Genomic DNA, 15,431 nt, shown 5'->3' with positions numbered 1-15,431 from the left:
AAGATCGGGAAATGAACAATGACAGCATTGGCGGGAAAAAGAGCTATTATAACGGGCGCTGCGCGGGGCATCGGCGCCGCGATCGCAGAACGTTTCACGGCCGAAGGAGCTTTGGTCCTTCTCGCGGATCGTGATGATGCCGTGCACGCCGTTGCTGCAGGACTTGGGCAACTGTCCGCTATCACCGATGTTGCGAAAAAGGCGGACATTGATGCTCTGTTTGCTCAGGCGGACGCGGCTTGGGGTGGCTTGGACATCCTCGTGAACAATGCCGGAATTATTCATAAGGCCGAACTTGAGGATATCACCGAGGAAGCTTTCGACCGGGTGATGATGGTCAATGTGAAAGCCGCGTTTCTTGCGACACAGCATGCCGCCAAGCTCATGGAGGGCGGCGGATCGATCATCAACATGTCGTCGATTAACGCCGAACTCGCCATACCCAATCAGATACCTTACGCGGTGTCGAAAGGCGCTATCAAGCAGCTTACAAACGTGGCGGCGATCGCGCTTGCACCGCGCGGTATCCGCGTCAACGCGATCGGTCCGGGCACGATCCTTACCGATATGGCCCAAGCTATTATGGAAGACCGGGGAACAAAGCATACCATCCTCAGCCGTACGCCGATGGGACGACTGGGCACCACCGCTGAGATCGCGAATGTTGCAACATTCCTGGCGAGCGATCAGTCCTCTTACATTACCGGTCAGACAATCTACGCCGACGGCGGCAGGCAGGGTTTAAACTACACCGTGCCCGTATTGGAAGACATGTAACCGCCGATGGAAAAGCTCAACAAATCGGTTGAAAACCGACGCCGCTTATAGGGCATGCCGATTTGGGCCAATCGAACCAAAAATCAGTTTTAAGACTTGGAAAGATGAAGATAATGGGCAACTCCGCCACGAATGCCAAGAACGATATTGCAGCGCATCTGCACCCTTTCACCAATCTGGCGACGCACCCGGACACTGGGCCGCTGACCATCGCGCGTGGCGACGGCATTTTTGTGGTAGACGATCACGGCAATCGATACATCGAAGCAGTTTCGGCACTGTGGTCCGCTACACTGGGGTTCAGCAATGCGCGGCTCGCCAAGGCCGGTTACGACGCCTTGCAACAACTGCCCACCTACCATACTTTTGGCGGGCGGTCGAACCCCGCGGCCACTGCGCTCGCTCATAAATTGCTGTCGATCGCACCGGTGCCAATGTCGAAGGTGTTCTTTGCAAATAGCGGATCGGAAGCGAATGACACTGCGGTAAAGCTGGTCTGGTATTATCACAATGCCATCGGCAAGCCTGAAAAGAAGAAGATCATCGCGCGCCACAATGCTTATCACGGCGTCACCGTGGCGTCCGCCAGCCTGTGCGGCCTCGTCAACAACCACCGCGATTTTGATCTGCCGATCGACGGAATACTGCACACGGACTGCCCGCACTATTTCCGCTACGCCGAACCGGGCGAAAGTGAAGAGGACTTCGCCACCCGCCTCGCCGACAACTTGGAACAGATGATCCTGAAGGAAGGGCCTGAAACGGTCGGCGCATTCATTGCTGAACCAATCATGGGCGCGGGTGGAGCTATCATTCCGCCAGCCACCTATTTTGATAAAGTGCAAAAGGTGCTGTCCAAATATGAGGTGCTGTTCATCGTGGACGAAGTCGTGTGCGCCTATGGGCGCACTGGTCAGATGTACGGTTCGGATACTTACGGCCTGAAGCCGGACATTCTGACCACTGCGAAGGGACTGTCGTCAGGTTATGCGCCGATCTCCGCAGTGATGATCAATGAAAAGGTATATGCGGCCGTAGCAGCCAACAGCGGCAACATCGGCATATTCGGGCATGGTTTCACCTATTCGGGCCATCCAGTAAGTTCTGCCATCGCGCTGGAAACGCTGAACATTTATGAAGAGGAAAATATTCTCGGCCATGTGCAGGCTCTGGCGCCGAAGCTTCAGGCCGCCATACGCAGCTATGAGGGGCGGAAATATGTCGGTGAAGTCCGCGGCGTGGGCTTCGTCGGCGCCATCGAGCTATATGCCGATCCCGCGGCCCGTGTAGCCTTTGATCCTGCCGTCAAGGCTGGCCCTCGCCTTGCCGAAATTGCGATGAAGCAGGGGCTTATCGTCCGGGCATTGGGGGGAGATACCATTGTTTTCTGCCCGCCGCTCATCATCACATCTGAGGAGCTGGATGAGCTTTTCGCGCGGTTCGCCCGCGCTATGGATCTGTTCGAGCAAAGTTTCTCGTAACAGAATCTAGACGACGAGCCTCTGCGGCAAGCCGCAGAGGCACTTGTCGAGCACATGCTCGCGCCATGCCGCATTCGAAGAAGGGCCTGAACACATGACCGGTAATATTGGCGCAGATAGATCGGGCATCGGGTGGCGCGGGCGCCGGAAAAGCATGCTCATTCGTGCCACGCTTGCGCAAAATATAGGCACAGGATGTGCTTTCGCCGGCCTGGGCCTCAGCGTCTTGGCGCTGCAGCAGCGGTATGACGCGTCGCTGGGCTCAGCCGCTCTCGGCTTATCGATCACCGTGCTTTCCATGATGGGCCTCGGCCCGCTGATTGCCGGGCTGATCGCTCGCTTTGGCATTCGATCAGTGATGTCCGCTGGAGTTCTGATATCTTCCGCTGGATACGTGGCGTTGGCCTACGCCGCTTCGCTGCCTCTGGCCCTGATGGCATGCGCCCTCCTAATTGGGCCGGGCGGTGCGCTGTTCGCTGTTCTTCCGCCTGCGATCCTGGCGAGTGGCTGGTATCCCGAGGCACGGGGCAAGGCGATGGGGATCGTCTATCTTCCAATCCTGGCGACAATCCTGCCCCTGCTCGGTGTAACCATCATTCAGCGTTATGGCTTGCCAAGCTTTTACCTGACACTTGCGACGACACATTTGCTCTTGCTTCCACTGATGCTCGGCGTGGTCGAAGCTTCAACGGAACCCGCACATTCGCAAGACCTGACGGAAGACAACGCAAGCGGCGCAACGCAAGGGATTTTCCACGATCGGATTTTCTGGCTGATCGCGCTTGGTAATGGCATCTTGAACGGAGCAGCCATCGTGGGCTCGGCCCATATGCTGCCGATTGTCACGGGATATGGCGCATCCATGCAGACCGGAGCGGCACTCCTTACTGTCTCGAACGGCATGAGTATTCTCGGCTCTCTTATCGCGGGCTATGCCTGCGATCGTATCGGCGCTGCCAAAACGCTTGGATTGGTTGCGCTGGGCTTCGCGCTGGCGTGGTCCTTGATTGCGATCACGGGATGGCTCCCTGTCTTGGCAGTTTCGGCCATCCTCATCGGCACATGCGGCGCCGCCGTTTTCCCGCCGGTAAGCGCGCTGACAGTCCAGGTTTTCGGCATGAAGGCACTGCCAAAAGTACTCGGACTGTTGAGTATGTTCGCGCTTCCATTCACATTCTCGATGGCGCCTGCCGCGGGGCAGCTGCACGACATGTTCGGCGGCTACCGGCCGGTGTTCATCGGGATGATCCTCGTGTGTCTAACAGCAGCCGCAGCATATATATGGATAAATTGGCAACTTGCCCGACGCGGCAAGGGCGCTCCAACCATGCCGCACGCCGATCCGCTGCCATCGGGACCGGTCTGAAGCGGTTCCGTAATGATCAACAGTGTTTGATGCCGGGCAAAATGATCAACATCCTATATCAGCCCTGATTTGGTTTCAGTGAGAGGAAAATCCATGAGCAATACGTCCCTACATTATGTCAAGCTTCTGGTTAGAGACGCAGAGGCACTAGCTCCATTTTATGCCAGTGTGTTCGGGATGAAGGAGATACGTCGTATCTTTGAACCCGAGCACATCCGTCCGCACCTGGAGATATTCATGTCTTCGGGTACGACAGAACAACTTTGCCTGCTGCAATATCTGAATAAGCCCGCGCCCACGCCAGGCGAAGTAAGGGTTGCCTTCACGGTTAAAAATGTGGACGCCGCTGTGGCTGCTGCACTAGCAGGAGGGGGCAGCATAGTCCTGCCAGCCGAGACGCTCGAAGAGCATAATTTCCGCTGGGCAACAATCGCTGACCCCGAAGGTCATGTTCTCGAGCTCATGCAATTCGGCCTCTGATCTGGGCATAAGAAGACACAGGGGCATGATCGTGAGAGCGTGCGCATGTGATACGGGCAATCTCATACAAAACCTGCCCCCTGTTCTTTAGAAAATTGATCATGATGAGGGTCAATATATGAACAAGACTGCCTTATACTATTTCAAACTGGTCGTGCGCGATTCAGAGTCTTTGGCACGCTTTTATAAAGACGTGTTTGGCATGAAGGAGGTTCGACGTTTCGATGCACTGGCAACCGATGACCCTCATTTGGAGATTTTCTTATCTGCAGGAGAGAATGATAATCAAATTGCTCTGCTGCACTATGTGAACAAACCTGCTCCAACGCCCGGCGAAGCAGTGATTGCTTTCATGGTTGAAGATGTGGACGCGGTCGTGGCGGCCGCAGAGGCCGTGGGCGGCAAAAGCACCAGAGCAGCCGAAACACTGGAAGAATATAAATTCCGCTATGCTATGATCGCCGATCCAGAAGGTCACAACATCGAGATCATGCAATCTGTTGCCTGATCCGAGTGCAGGAAGAAGCGGGTCGGTGTGAGACAGACTTTATCCGTACGAGAAATGGCCTGATTGTCTGAACGAGGATAGATGGCGGGCAGCGCGACGGATAGTTTGACGCAGCCTTTTTAGCTGTGGTTTGGGGGGCAGACTGCTGGCTCAGATCGCTTCCTCGCATCGACGGGCTCAGCGCCCGTCAAGTCCTCCTCACAGTTCTGACGATTGCGGCAGCTCGGCGCTTAAGTACAAAGAATTGGAGTAAGCTCGATGAGCAATTCGAGAGAGTCGGTTGAAGTATCACCTGAAGCTTTGGCGGAGAAATACCGCATTGAGCGCGAAAAGCGTTTGCGGCCTGATGGTCCTGATCAGTATCTCGATCTGAGCGGCGCGTTTCAGGACCTCGATAGAGACCCCAATGCCGATCCAAGCTTCACCCGCCCTGCGGTCATGGAGGAGACCGACGTCGCGATCGTCGGCGGCGGCTTTGGGGGAATGCTGGCTGCGGCACGCCTGCGGCAGCAGGGCATCGGAGATTTTCGCATCGTCGAAAAAGGCGGCGACTTCGGCGGCACCTGGTACTGGAACCGCTATCCGGGGGCGGCATGCGACATCGAAAGCTATGTCTACCTGCCGCTGCTTGAGGAAACCGGCTACGTTCCGACGGAGAAATACACCAAGGCGCCCGAGATCTTCGCCTATTGCCAAAGGCTCGCCAGCCATTTCGATCTGTACGACCGCGCCTTGTTCCAGACCGTGGTTTCAGAGGTACGTTGGGATGAAGGGTCCGCTCGCTGGCTCGTCAAAACCAACCGGGACGACGTACTGAAGGCGCGTTTCCTCATCATCGCCGGCGGCGCGATGTTCAAGGCCAAGCTCCCCGGCATCCCAGGCATCGAAACATTCAAGGGGCATAGCTTCCACACCAGTCGCTGGAATTATGATTATACTGGTGGCGGTCCATACGAACCCATGGATCGACTGGCGGACAAGCGCGTCGGCATCATCGGTACCGGCGCGACGGCGGTGCAGGCGGTGCCGCCTCTCGCACGGGACGCCAAGCATCTTTACGTCTTCCAGCGCACCCCCTCGGCAGTGGGCGTCAGGGCCAATCGCCCAACCGATCCCGAATGGGCAAAGTCGCTTCAACCCGGTTGGCAGCAGCGCCGGATGGAAAATTTTACCTCCATCGTTTCTGGCGAACAAGTGCAAGAGGATTTGGTCGGCGACGGTTGGACGGAGATTTTCGGCAGCGCCAGCAACCCCGGCTCCACTCCCGAAGAGCGCCAAATGGCTGACTTCGCCAATATGGAGACGGTGCGGTCGCGCATCGATCATATCGTACGCGATCCAGCTACGGCAGATGCGCTTAAGCCATGGTATTACACCATGTGCAAGCGCCCTTGCTTCCATGACGAATATCTCGACAGCTTCAATCGGCCAAATGTCACGCTGGTCGATACAGGCGGCAAAGGTGTAGAACGGATCACCGAGAATAGCGTCGTCGTCGATGGGGTCGACTATCCTGTCGACTGCCTGGTCTACGCTTCGGGCTTCGAGGTAACGACCGGTTACACGCGCAGGCTCGGATTCGAGCTTTATGGCCGGGATGGTCAGGCGTTGACCGAAGCCTGGCAGGAAGGCGCCGCGACAATCCACGGCATCTATGCTCGCGGGTTTCCAAACCTCCTCATGTTCAGCCTGATACAGGGCGGCACCGCTGCCAACTATCTCCACGTCACCGACGAGGTTGCGGTCCAAACCGTCTATGTCATCAAGCAGATGATCGACATGGAAGGGCGGACGTTCGAGCCGACTGAGGAAGGGCAGCAGCACTGGCTCAATATACTCTTCACGCATTTGATGGCGAACGCGAAATCCGTCAACGAGTGCACGCCGGGCTTCTACAATAATGAAGGTCAGTTGGGAGATCCCCGCATGGCGCGCAACGCCGCGTTCACGGGAGGCACGATGCAGTATATCAAGACGCTCAAAGCCTGGCGTGAGAAAGGTGGGCTGGAAGGGCTGGAAATATCGAAGAATTAGCGGGAGCTGGAACCGTCGATCAGATCGCTCGAATATGGGACGCGCGCCTTCCCAACTATCAACTACGTGGAAGAATAGCGATTTTGGTGGTCACGCTCGTGAAGGGGGCTATGGCGTGATCTGAAACCAGGACCGATTTTACAATGAATGCGACGAAAGCTGCCCCCGCTCTACCCACTTCTGAAACCACGGCTTTCGGCATAATCGCGGCGATCAGCGCCTGCCATCTGATCAATGATATGTTGCAGTCGCTGCTGCCCGCCATTTATCCGAACCTGAAGGCGGAGTTGGGGCTTTCGTTCAGCCAGATCGGATTGGTCACCCTGGCTTGCCAGATGACGGCATCGATCCTCCAACCTCTAGTCGGCCTTTATGCCGACAAGCGACCGACACCGCTTGCGCTGCCGCTTGGAACCCTTGTTTCACTGGCTGGGCTGCTGGTGCTATCGGCTGCGCACAGCTACGGACTGCTGCTGCTCGGGGCCTCGATGCTGGGCATCGGTTCTTCTGTTTTCCACCCTGAATCATCGCGCGTCGCGCGAATGGCTGCGGGGCGCAGGCACGGGCTCGCCCAGTCGATGTTTCAAGTTGGCGGCAATGCCGGGGCGGCGCTCGGTCCACTGGCGGCCGCCATCGTCGTCATGCGCTGGGGCCAGTCCAGCCTCGCTGCCTTCGCGCTGCTCGCGCTGTTATCCTGCGCGATCCTGTGGAATGTCAGTCGATGGTATCGGCATCATGGGCTCTCGCGTTTATCGTCGGGGAAGAGGGATAGGAAGGCGATTACGAGCCTGCCCCGGGGCAAGCTGCTCAGCGGAATCGCGGTTCTGCTGGCGCTCAGCTTTTCGAAATATGTCTATCTGGCGAGCCTTACCAGCTATCTGACATTTTATCTGATCCATCGCTTTGGTGTGTCTGTAGGAAACGCACAGCTACATTTGTTCGCGTTTCTAGCGGCGGTCGCTATTGGCACAATAATGGGTGGACCGCTCGGTGATCGGTTCGGCCGGAAATATGTGATCTGGTTTTCGATACTCGGCGCGCTCCCCTTCACCTTGATGCTGCCGCATGCCAGCCTGGCCTGCACTGGCCCACTGACTGTGGCGATTGGCCTGATCCTCGCCTCTGCTTTCCCGGCAATCGTCGTGTTTGCGCAAGACCTTGTGCCAGGTAAGATCGGCATGATGTCCGGCCTGTTCTTCGGCTTTTCGTTCGGGATGGGCGGGCTAGGCGCAGCCGTTCTTGGTGAAGTTGCCGACCGGGCAGGTATCGAAATGGTTTACGCGATTTGTTCTTTTCTCCCGGCGATCGGGTTGCTTGCTGTCTTCTTGCCCAATCTCAAACCGCAGCCGCTCGCTCCGACTATTAGCGGCCTGTATGACCACCCTTGACCGGTTGTCGCCTCTTCGCGAGACCCAACCCCCCTTACCCGCCGCCCGTGTTCATCTCACCCGGCCGCCGACGCCAACTCTTAACGGCGATCGACCCAAACGATCTGGGCGTTTGTGAATTCGCGGACACCAAAATGCGACAGCTCGCGTCCATATCCGCTCTTCTTCACGCCGCCGATCGGGGTGCGCGGATCGGACGCGGCGAAGCCGTTGATGAACACGCCCCCGCTCTCAATACGGCGGGCATATTTGCGCGCCTTGGCGACATCCGCTGTCCAGATCGCTCCTGACAGGCCAAATTCGCTCTGGTTGGCGAGACGGATCGCATCTTCCGCGTCCTTCGCCGTGATGATCGATGCGACCGGTCCGAATGTCTCCTCCTCGAAGGCTGCCATGCCCGGCTTGACACCGGCAAGGACTACCGGCTTGAAGAAAGCTGTCCCTTCGGCACCGTCTTGCGGTCCGCCCTCCAGTAGCACCTTGGCACCTTGCTCAACCGTCCGCTTGACCTGGTCGGCGAGTTCCGACCGCAGGTCCACACGCGCCATCGGGCCGATATAGGTATCTTCCTCCTCCGGGTTGCCGACCCTGAGGTCCTTCACCGCAGCGACAAAGCGCCTGGAAAATTCCTCCGCGATCGGCTCTTCGACGATGATGCGCTTGGCCGCGATGCAGATCTGACCGGAATTCTGGAAACGGGCGAGCACAGCAGCGGGGACAGCGCGATCGAGATCCGCATCAGCGAGCACGATGAACGGATCGGAACCGCCCAGCTCAAGCAATGTCTTCTTGATCGCTCGCCCCGCCTGCGACGCAACCGCCGAACCCGCGCGCACGCTGCCGGTCAGGCTGACGGCAGCGACACGGTCATCGCCGATGATCGCTTCGATATCGTTCTGAGCGACGTTCAGGACCGAGATCAGTCCTTTGGGGAAACCAGCCTCCTCGAAAGCCGAGGCGACATTGTAGGCAGTCGCCAGACAGTTCGGAGCATGTTTCAGGATAAAAGCATTTCCAGCAAGAACGACCGGGACGATGCCGCGCATGGCCTGCCAGAATGGAAAATTCCACGGCATGATGCCGAGGATCGAGCCGAGCGGCAGGTAAGAGACATAAGCAGCCTGCCCTTCGATTTCCGTGGGTTCGTCATCAAGCAGTGGAGCGCCGCGGGCGGCCGCCCATTCGCACAAATTGGCGCATTTCTCGATTTCGGCCTTCGCCTGGGTGACGGGCTTTCCCATTTCGCGGGTCATGGTGATCGCAAATTCGTCCATTCGCGCGCGCAGAATGTCGACGAGCCTGTCGAAGAAAACTGCGCGGTCGATCGGCTCTACATCGCGCCAAATTCTGAATGCCGCGACAGACTGGTCCAGCAGGCTCTGAACCTGATCGTGAGTCTGGTGGGGATAGCGGGTGAGCACTTCGCCGGTGGTGGGATTAATTGCCGCAGACTCATTGGGGGCCACTTTCGATCGAGCCATCTCTGCTCTCCTTATTGGTGTTCGCAGCGAGTTGCCGCAAAAATGACGACTTGGAATTGAGGACCTTCGCGCGGAGGAGCGACATTGCTCATCCGGTGATCGATTACCCCGTATCGCCGCGCTGAGCACAGAAGCGCCCGGGAGTCAGCCTGCAATTATGCCATATGATAGGGGCGGTCCATTAGCTCTGCAAACAAATATCCGTCAAGCGGATTGACGGACAATATTTCCGCGCATAGATCGATTCAATCTCGGCGCTTCGGAGCTTCAGATCTTCTTACAAAGTATCCCTGCGAACTGGAGCGGGCTGAAGCGAACGCCTCGCCGTTGGCCACCGAGTAAGACGACTGTTCAAGAGAAAGGATCCAGGATGAGTGATCTGTTCGGGGATGCGGGTCCCCAATTCGAAAAGGGCCTTGCGGTCCGCAAGGCAGTGCTCGGCGATGCCTATGTCGAAAAGTCCCTGAACGCTGCAACGCCCTTCAACATGGACATCCAGAAATTCACGACGGAATATTGTTGGGGCGACATCTGGTCGCGTTCGGGCCTGGATCACAAAGCGCGCAGCATGGTCAACCTTGCCATGCTCACCGCTCTCAACCGTCATCACGAATTCAAAGTTCACGTTCGCGGCGCCATCAACAACGGCGTGACAGTGGATGAAATCAAGGAAATCCTTCTCCAGAGCGCGATTTATGCTGGCCTGCCAGCATCCCTTGAACATTTCCGCCTCGCTTCAGAGGTGCTCGCTGAGATGGGCCTGATCAGCAATGACTGACAACGCGCAAATTGCAGCACCCGCCATCATCGGATTTGTAGGGCTGGGCACGATGGGATTGCCCATGGCGAAGTGCCTCATCAAGGCAGGATATCAAGTCCAGGGTTTCGACCTCTCGCAGGACGCCTGCAACGAGCTTCTGGAAGCCGGCGGCAAGATCTGCGGAGATGCCAGCCTGACCTTGGAAGGCGCAGAAGCTGTCATTACGATGCTGCCGAACTCCAAGATCGTGAACCAGGTGGTGCTGGACTCGCTGGCCGACCATCTCGGCCACGCGGTGCTGATCGACATGTCCTCGTCTGTCCCCGCTGAAACCCGTAAACTCGGCCAGGAACTCGAAAAGCGCGGGTTGCATATGGTCGATGCTCCGGTGTCCGGTGGTGTCAAACGTGCAGTCGATGGCTCGTTGGCGATCATGATTGGCGGCGATCCCGCAAGCGTGGCCCGCGTGAAACCGGTTCTCGAAGCTCTTGGCCGCTCCATCTTCGAAACAGGGCCACTCGGGTCGGGTCACGCCATGAAGGCGCTGAACAATTTCGTGTCGGCTGCTGGATTGACCGCAGCATGTGAGGCGCTGGCAATCGGCAAGAAATTCGGTCTCGACCCCGAGCAGATGGTCGATATCCTCAACGTTTCAACCGGCCGCAACAATAGCACCGAAAACAAGATGAAGCCTTTCATCCTGTCGGGCTCCTACGATGGCGGCTTTTCGCTTGCGCTGATGGCGAAGGATTTACGCGTTGCAGCCGATTTGGCGGATGCAATGGCGGCCCCCTCCCCCACTTCGCACCTCATGGCTTCATTGTGGGGCGCTGCACTAGAGCAACTTCAGGATGGCGCAGACCATACCGAGATCAATCGATATCTGGAGACGCTTCGGGAATGAAAGGCCGTTGAATGCAAATTGAATATGGACGCGGCACGGTAACGGCTTCGCAATTTGCCGATTTGCTCGAAAAATCCGGCTTGGCCTTGAGGAGGCCAGCAAAGGATTTCCCTCGTCTCCAACGGATGCTCGACAATGCCGATCTGATCGTCACTGCACGCCTTGTTGAGACAGGGCAGCTTGTAGGAATAGCCCGATCGCTTACCGATTGGTCCTTTGCCACCTACCTCGCTGACTTGGCCGTGGATGCTGCCTTCAAAGGTCGCGGCATTGGCAAGCGGCTGATTGAGGAAACACGCAATCTGATCGGCGAGGAATCCATGTTGCTGCTTTTGTCCGCACCTGATGCGGTGGGCTTCTATCAAAAGATCGACATGCCAGCATCTGACAGAGCGTTTCTTTATCCTCGGATCCGTTAGACATGAGAATTCTCTAGCTTTCGAGGCCGATAGCCGTTGACTGTTCAACGGCAGATGGCGCATCGCATCGGCCCTCTATTATCGTTGCGTGGAGGGAGGCGTGAAAAGCGTGGCGAAATTTGCACCGGATGCCGAGGAAGGTGCCCCCCGCCGAATTGAGCCTATGCCGGTACGTCGGCAAGTCGAGGACGCACTCCGGGATGCGATCGTCACTGGTCATTATTCGCCGGGCACACATCTGTCTGATCGCCTCCTCATGGAAACCTTCGGCACAAGCAGGCAAATCATCCGGGAGGCGATCCGGTTGCTGGAAGCCGAGGGTTTGGTCGAGCAGCGTCCACACCGCGGACCTATCGTTACGACTTTGACAGCCGATGAAGCCGAGGACATCTACGCCGTTCGCGCCCAGCTTGAAGGCTTGGTGGTATATGAGTTTGCGCGCAAAGCCAGCGAGAGCGATCGAGCGGCGCTGCGCGCGGTGTTCGATCGGCTCGCCATATCAGAGGCAACCGACAGCAAAGATGCGATCCTGGCCATCAAGCAACAACTCTACGATGTCCTGCTCGCCGGTTGCGGAAACAGCTATGCGTCACGGATGCTGACGACGATCCTTCATCGCAATCAACAGCTGCGCGCTTACTCGCTTTCGGCGCCAGGGCGGCTCAAGCACACGATCGAAGAGATGCGGAAGATCATCGAATTAATAGAGCAGAAAGATGCTGAAGGTGCCGCAGCAGCATGCCGATTCCATGTGCAGAAAGCCGCCGAAGCTGCCCTTTCGTTTTTACGGGCTCAGGAAGCGAAGAACGTGATCTAACTGCGAAATGATCAATGCATCCTGGGATCATGGTTCCGCGCTCTTCAACAAACAAAAGTCAGTATCAGCGTCTCCCGCGCAATGGTTCACTGCATTTTCGTGTGGCAATAGTGGTCTACCCGCCTTCATGGCCTGGTTGAGATTGCGCCCGATGCGTTGCAACTGCATCCGCACGGGTCCGAGCGTTTCGCGCAAGCCGTCGTCGACATGGCCCTTGAGACCAAGGTGCCGACGCATCAGGGCCTTCACCCACCCTGCCCTGTCCGTTCCGCGCTGAGCGGCGCGCACACCCAGGACCGCCATCTCCGTATCGGTCACACGGAAAGAAATGCGATTGGTGGTCCGCTCCCCACGTGCCTCGACATTGGGAGCGCCGCCAGCTTGCCGCATCGCCTGGTCCAGCAAGGACCGAAGGAGAGCACTGCGCCCTCCCCTCCCCTCCCCTCGGCAAGCGCGTCGAAAGCCGCAAGCGTCGCCCGATCGACGCGTACCGTCATGATGGACTTGGTTTCAGTGGAGGTTGTCACGATGGCGATCCTCTTCCTGTACTGCTAAGCTACTGTAATACAACGGCAACCACAACCCCTATCCTGCCATCAATCAACTTCCACAAAATCACGCTCCAATCTGTGGCGCGTGCCACAGCCTTCTGTCAGTCGGGGAGGTTTGGAAAACGCGGAAAGGAATGCGGGCTTAAGGGGCAGAGTTAAAATTGAACGGTGCGCGCCTGGTCTTCGCCTTCGAAATGTACCACCGCCTCGATCAGCCGGGCGCGCTTTCCATCGATGTCGATAAACCGCACGGCCTCTGTCTGCTCCCAACCCGAGGGAGCGGCCGGGGCACGATGGGACTGCTTCGGGTGCTTTGGCAGAGGCGCCGGTGCGGCCGGAGTGGGCGCCGGGGAAACGCGCTCCTGCGTTTCCGGGAAGGTTCGCGCTGCCGTGTCACGGCGAGCGAAGGCTTCACAATCGGCGATCGTCAGGGAGCCGACCGGCGCCCCGTCGAGGAGCAGCCTCACCCCCGCTTCATCATGAGCTGCGGCGTTCATCAAGGCGACCGCACCGCGGATGGGCAGATCGTCCAGGCGAGCCACGATAAAATCCGGCGCTGTCGCCAGGCTGTGCAAGCGGGAAAGGCGTGCGCGATCACGACCAGTTCCGCGGGCGAGATCGGCGATGCTTCTGCCGCCCGCCACCTGATCGGCAACAAAGGCGATCATGTCGCGGACAGACAGATCTTCACGCTGGTCATTTTCTATGAACTGATCCACGCGCAACTGATCGGGATCGGACACCCCGCGCACGATGGCTTGGACAGGACGGCCCAGTTGAAGGCAGGCGCGCCAGCGGCGCTCGCCAAACTGGATCCTGTAGCGACCGTCATCATCCGCCGGCGCAACGATGATCGGTTGCAACTGGCCGCGTGCGGCGATTGTCTCGGCCAAGCCATCAATTTCGGTTTGCTCGATCGCGCGGCGGACATTGCCGGGATCGGGAGAGACTTGGTGAGGATCGAGCGAAAGCACCCTCTCCTGGTTCCCGACGTGGTCCTTAGCTGCGAATATGTCGAAATTACCAAAGTCCATCAGGATCTGATCCTCTCCATCGCCTCTTCGAGAAAGGCACGCATCGGCGGCAATGAGGCGCGCACATCCTTCTCGAACCGCCACACCGGAACCCCGGCCTGAACCGCCTGACTATAATGAGCCCGGTCAGGAAGATGGGTGGCAAACAGATTGCGGCCGATCTTGGCTTTGAGTTCCTCCAGCATCGCAAGCTGGTTGCGGTCATTGGCCTTGACGCGGTTCGCGACCAGTCCGGCAATCCGGATCGGGGTGCGCCTGCCCTTCTGGTTGACGGTCTGGATCGAATTGGAAAGCTGCCTGGTCGAGTCTGGCCCGAAGGGTCCGAGCTCGACCGGCACAATCAGATCGTCGCAGACCATGAGCGCGGCGAAGTTGATCCAACTCCAGGCCGGCGGCGTGTCGATGACGCAATAATCATATCTGTCCGACAGCGTGGGGAAGTTCGCGCGGAAGGCGCTGAGCGCCCTGCCATAGTCGGCATCATATTCGCCTGTCATGCGATTGGAATAAATCGCGCGCTTCAGCCCGGCTGGCGGCTGGAACGCTTTTTCGAACAGCGGCTTGCACGAACCCAGCGGTTCAAAGTCGCGCAGTGCCGAGGAGGCGTTACACTGGCGGTCCAGGTCCAGCACCAGAACTCGATGGCCGGCGTCAGCCAAATGCCATGCAAGGTGACAGGCGATGGTGGTCTTGCCCGCCCCGCCCTTCTCGATGTTTACCGCGATCGTTTTCATCGCCGGTCATCCCACCAGGATCGCCGGGCGTACCACCAGGTCTCCTCATCCTCGTTGCGGGTTCGAGGCGGCGCTCCCCCGCCGCCCCGCCTGTCGAAGATGCCCAGCACGATGATGACGAGAAAGATGAGGCCAGCTTCAGCAATGCCGCTCATATCCTATCTCCCAAATGTCGAAATCGAACCGGCTTGGAGGTGCGGACCCAAGCCGATAGCGGGCAGCAGGTTCCAACCGCTGCCCGCCCGGATCGAAAGGCCAATCACGATGTGTCGGGTGGGGCCGCCCACAGGCGGCCCCAGTCTCGCTAGCTGCTGGCCAGTTCAGCGTCGCTCGCCTTGGCCAAGATGGCAAAGCCGTCTGCGATGAGTTCGACGGTATATCGCTTGCCTTCAGGGGCGTCGTAGGAATTTTGACGGACTCGGCCCGTGATGTGAACCATGTCGCCCTTCTCGGCCTTGGCGGCGCGCTCGATCAGCCGACCGAATAGCGTCACCTCGTTCCAGTGGGTGTCGGTAATCCACTCGCCATTGTCCTGGCGGTTGTAGTTTGCAGCGACAGAAAGTTTGGTGACCTTGTCCAGCTCGGCAATCTTTCCTATGCGGCCGATGATGCGAAATTCAGCGATGTTCTGCACTGGCTTAACCTCCACTCGATCAGGCTAATTCCTGATGGGGGTGACGAGGCAGCGGGGTTGACG

General features: G+C 58.0%; 17 protein-coding genes. 11 read left to right on the top strand and 6 right to left on the bottom strand.

Translation table 11 applies throughout. The features are described 5' to 3' along the window. Positions 1 to 18 precede the first annotated feature (18 nt). From AC6JBC_RS00830 to AC6JBC_RS00800, 7 genes are all read left to right on the top strand, one after another. Positions 19 to 777 carry an SDR family NAD(P)-dependent oxidoreductase gene (locus tag AC6JBC_RS00830; RefSeq protein WP_498024857.1) on the top strand — a complete coding sequence of 253 codons (759 nt, stop codon included), beginning with the start codon at positions 19 to 21 and terminating at the stop codon, positions 775 to 777. Positions 778 to 839: 62 nt separating this feature from the next. Beyond that, positions 840 to 2,258, top strand: a complete 1,419-nt coding sequence (locus AC6JBC_RS00825; protein ID WP_498024855.1) for an aminotransferase — start codon at positions 840 to 842, stop codon at positions 2,256 to 2,258. 94 nt (positions 2,259 to 2,352) lie between these two features. After that, positions 2,353 to 3,624: an MFS transporter gene (locus AC6JBC_RS00820; protein ID WP_498024853.1), complete on the top strand. Its 1,272-nt coding sequence runs from the start codon at positions 2,353 to 2,355 to the stop codon at positions 3,622 to 3,624. Between the two features lie 93 nt (positions 3,625 to 3,717). Continuing rightward, entirely contained in the window at positions 3,718 to 4,104 is a 387-nt protein-coding gene (locus tag AC6JBC_RS00815) for a VOC family protein (RefSeq protein ID WP_498024852.1), read from the top strand. Between the two features lie 118 nt (positions 4,105 to 4,222). Then, positions 4,223 to 4,612, top strand: a complete 390-nt coding sequence (locus tag AC6JBC_RS00810) for a VOC family protein (protein WP_498024850.1) — start codon at positions 4,223 to 4,225, stop codon at positions 4,610 to 4,612. A gap of 258 nt (positions 4,613 to 4,870) precedes the next feature. Next, complete coding sequence (locus AC6JBC_RS00805) at positions 4,871 to 6,646, top strand: flavin-containing monooxygenase (protein ID WP_498024848.1); 1,776 nt, start codon at positions 4,871 to 4,873, stop codon at positions 6,644 to 6,646. A 143-nt stretch (positions 6,647 to 6,789) separates the two neighbouring features. Further along, entirely contained in the window at positions 6,790 to 8,034 is a 1,245-nt protein-coding gene (locus AC6JBC_RS00800) for an MFS transporter (RefSeq protein WP_498024846.1), read from the top strand. 80 nt (positions 8,035 to 8,114) lie between these two features. Here AC6JBC_RS00800 and AC6JBC_RS00795 read toward each other — a convergent pair whose 3' ends face one another. Then, a complete protein-coding gene (locus AC6JBC_RS00795) occupies positions 8,115 to 9,515 on the bottom strand; it encodes an NAD-dependent succinate-semialdehyde dehydrogenase (protein ID WP_498024845.1) in 1,401 nt (466 codons plus the stop codon). A gap of 370 nt (positions 9,516 to 9,885) precedes the next feature. Between AC6JBC_RS00795 and AC6JBC_RS00790 the strand changes: the two genes are divergently transcribed. From AC6JBC_RS00790 to AC6JBC_RS00775, 4 genes are all read left to right on the top strand, one after another. Then, complete coding sequence (locus AC6JBC_RS00790; protein WP_498024844.1) at positions 9,886 to 10,293, top strand: carboxymuconolactone decarboxylase family protein; 408 nt, start codon at positions 9,886 to 9,888, stop codon at positions 10,291 to 10,293. Beyond that, complete coding sequence (locus tag AC6JBC_RS00785; RefSeq protein ID WP_498024843.1) at positions 10,286 to 11,179, top strand: NAD(P)-dependent oxidoreductase; 894 nt, start codon at positions 10,286 to 10,288, stop codon at positions 11,177 to 11,179. The genes AC6JBC_RS00790 and AC6JBC_RS00785 overlap by 8 nt, the downstream gene beginning before the upstream one ends. An 11-nt stretch (positions 11,180 to 11,190) precedes the next feature. Beyond that, positions 11,191 to 11,598 (top strand): GNAT family N-acetyltransferase, encoded by a 408-nt coding sequence (locus tag AC6JBC_RS00780; protein ID WP_498024841.1) that lies wholly within the window; start codon positions 11,191 to 11,193, stop codon positions 11,596 to 11,598. A gap of 109 nt (positions 11,599 to 11,707) precedes the next feature. Continuing rightward, a complete protein-coding gene (locus AC6JBC_RS00775; protein ID WP_498024839.1) occupies positions 11,708 to 12,415 on the top strand; it encodes a GntR family transcriptional regulator in 708 nt (235 codons plus the stop codon). A gap of 27 nt (positions 12,416 to 12,442) precedes the next feature. Here the strand turns inward: AC6JBC_RS00775 and AC6JBC_RS00770 are convergent, their stop codons facing one another. The 5 genes from AC6JBC_RS00770 to AC6JBC_RS00750 all read right to left on the bottom strand — a co-directional run bounded on the left by AC6JBC_RS00770 (position 12,443) and on the right by AC6JBC_RS00750 (position 15,368). Next, entirely contained in the window at positions 12,443 to 12,805 is a 363-nt protein-coding gene (locus AC6JBC_RS00770) for a plasmid mobilization protein (RefSeq protein WP_498024838.1), read from the bottom strand. A 316-nt stretch (positions 12,806 to 13,121) separates the two neighbouring features. Further along, positions 13,122 to 14,000: a ParB/RepB/Spo0J family partition protein gene (locus AC6JBC_RS00765; RefSeq protein ID WP_498024836.1), complete on the bottom strand. Its 879-nt coding sequence runs from the start codon at positions 13,998 to 14,000 to the stop codon at positions 13,122 to 13,124. Next, positions 14,000 to 14,734 (bottom strand): ParA family protein, encoded by a 735-nt coding sequence (locus tag AC6JBC_RS00760; RefSeq protein WP_498024835.1) that lies wholly within the window; start codon positions 14,732 to 14,734, stop codon positions 14,000 to 14,002. The genes AC6JBC_RS00765 and AC6JBC_RS00760 overlap by 1 nt, the downstream gene beginning before the upstream one ends. Then, positions 14,731 to 14,889, bottom strand: coding sequence for a hypothetical protein (locus AC6JBC_RS00755; RefSeq protein ID WP_498024833.1), 159 nt, complete (start codon positions 14,887 to 14,889; stop codon positions 14,731 to 14,733). The genes AC6JBC_RS00760 and AC6JBC_RS00755 overlap by 4 nt, the downstream gene beginning before the upstream one ends. Positions 14,890 to 15,038: 149 nt before the next feature. Next, positions 15,039 to 15,368 carry a single-stranded DNA-binding protein gene (locus AC6JBC_RS00750; RefSeq protein WP_100239728.1) on the bottom strand — a complete coding sequence of 110 codons (330 nt, stop codon included), beginning with the start codon at positions 15,366 to 15,368 and terminating at the stop codon, positions 15,039 to 15,041. Between the last annotated feature and the right edge of the window lie 63 nt (positions 15,369 to 15,431).

The organism is Sphingobium sp. RC1, from assembly GCF_059738765.1.
Note: the sequence above shows the minus strand (reverse complement) of the source record. Positions and strands in the feature narration are given on the sequence as shown.

Coding starts and splice junctions, on each gene's coding strand:
- AC6JBC_RS00770 (WP_498024838.1), bottom strand. CDS start 12,805: ATGCGGCAAGCTGGCGGCGCTCCCAATGTCGAGGCACGTGGGGAGCGG.
- AC6JBC_RS00810 (WP_498024850.1), top strand. CDS start 4,223: ATGAACAAGACTGCCTTATACTATTTCAAACTGGTCGTGCGCGATTCA.
- AC6JBC_RS00755 (WP_498024833.1), bottom strand. CDS start 14,889: ATGAGCGGCATTGCTGAAGCTGGCCTCATCTTTCTCGTCATCATCGTG.
- AC6JBC_RS00800 (WP_498024846.1), top strand. CDS start 6,790: ATGAATGCGACGAAAGCTGCCCCCGCTCTACCCACTTCTGAAACCACG.
- AC6JBC_RS00780 (WP_498024841.1), top strand. CDS start 11,191: ATGCAAATTGAATATGGACGCGGCACGGTAACGGCTTCGCAATTTGCC.
- AC6JBC_RS00765 (WP_498024836.1), bottom strand. CDS start 14,000: ATGGACTTTGGTAATTTCGACATATTCGCAGCTAAGGACCACGTCGGG.
- AC6JBC_RS00790 (WP_498024844.1), top strand. CDS start 9,886: ATGAGTGATCTGTTCGGGGATGCGGGTCCCCAATTCGAAAAGGGCCTT.
- AC6JBC_RS00820 (WP_498024853.1), top strand. CDS start 2,353: ATGACCGGTAATATTGGCGCAGATAGATCGGGCATCGGGTGGCGCGGG.
- AC6JBC_RS00795 (WP_498024845.1), bottom strand. CDS start 9,515: ATGGCTCGATCGAAAGTGGCCCCCAATGAGTCTGCGGCAATTAATCCC.
- AC6JBC_RS00815 (WP_498024852.1), top strand. CDS start 3,718: ATGAGCAATACGTCCCTACATTATGTCAAGCTTCTGGTTAGAGACGCA.
- AC6JBC_RS00785 (WP_498024843.1), top strand. CDS start 10,286: ATGACTGACAACGCGCAAATTGCAGCACCCGCCATCATCGGATTTGTA.
- AC6JBC_RS00760 (WP_498024835.1), bottom strand. CDS start 14,734: ATGAAAACGATCGCGGTAAACATCGAGAAGGGCGGGGCGGGCAAGACC.
- AC6JBC_RS00805 (WP_498024848.1), top strand. CDS start 4,871: ATGAGCAATTCGAGAGAGTCGGTTGAAGTATCACCTGAAGCTTTGGCG.
- AC6JBC_RS00830 (WP_498024857.1), top strand. CDS start 19: ATGACAGCATTGGCGGGAAAAAGAGCTATTATAACGGGCGCTGCGCGG.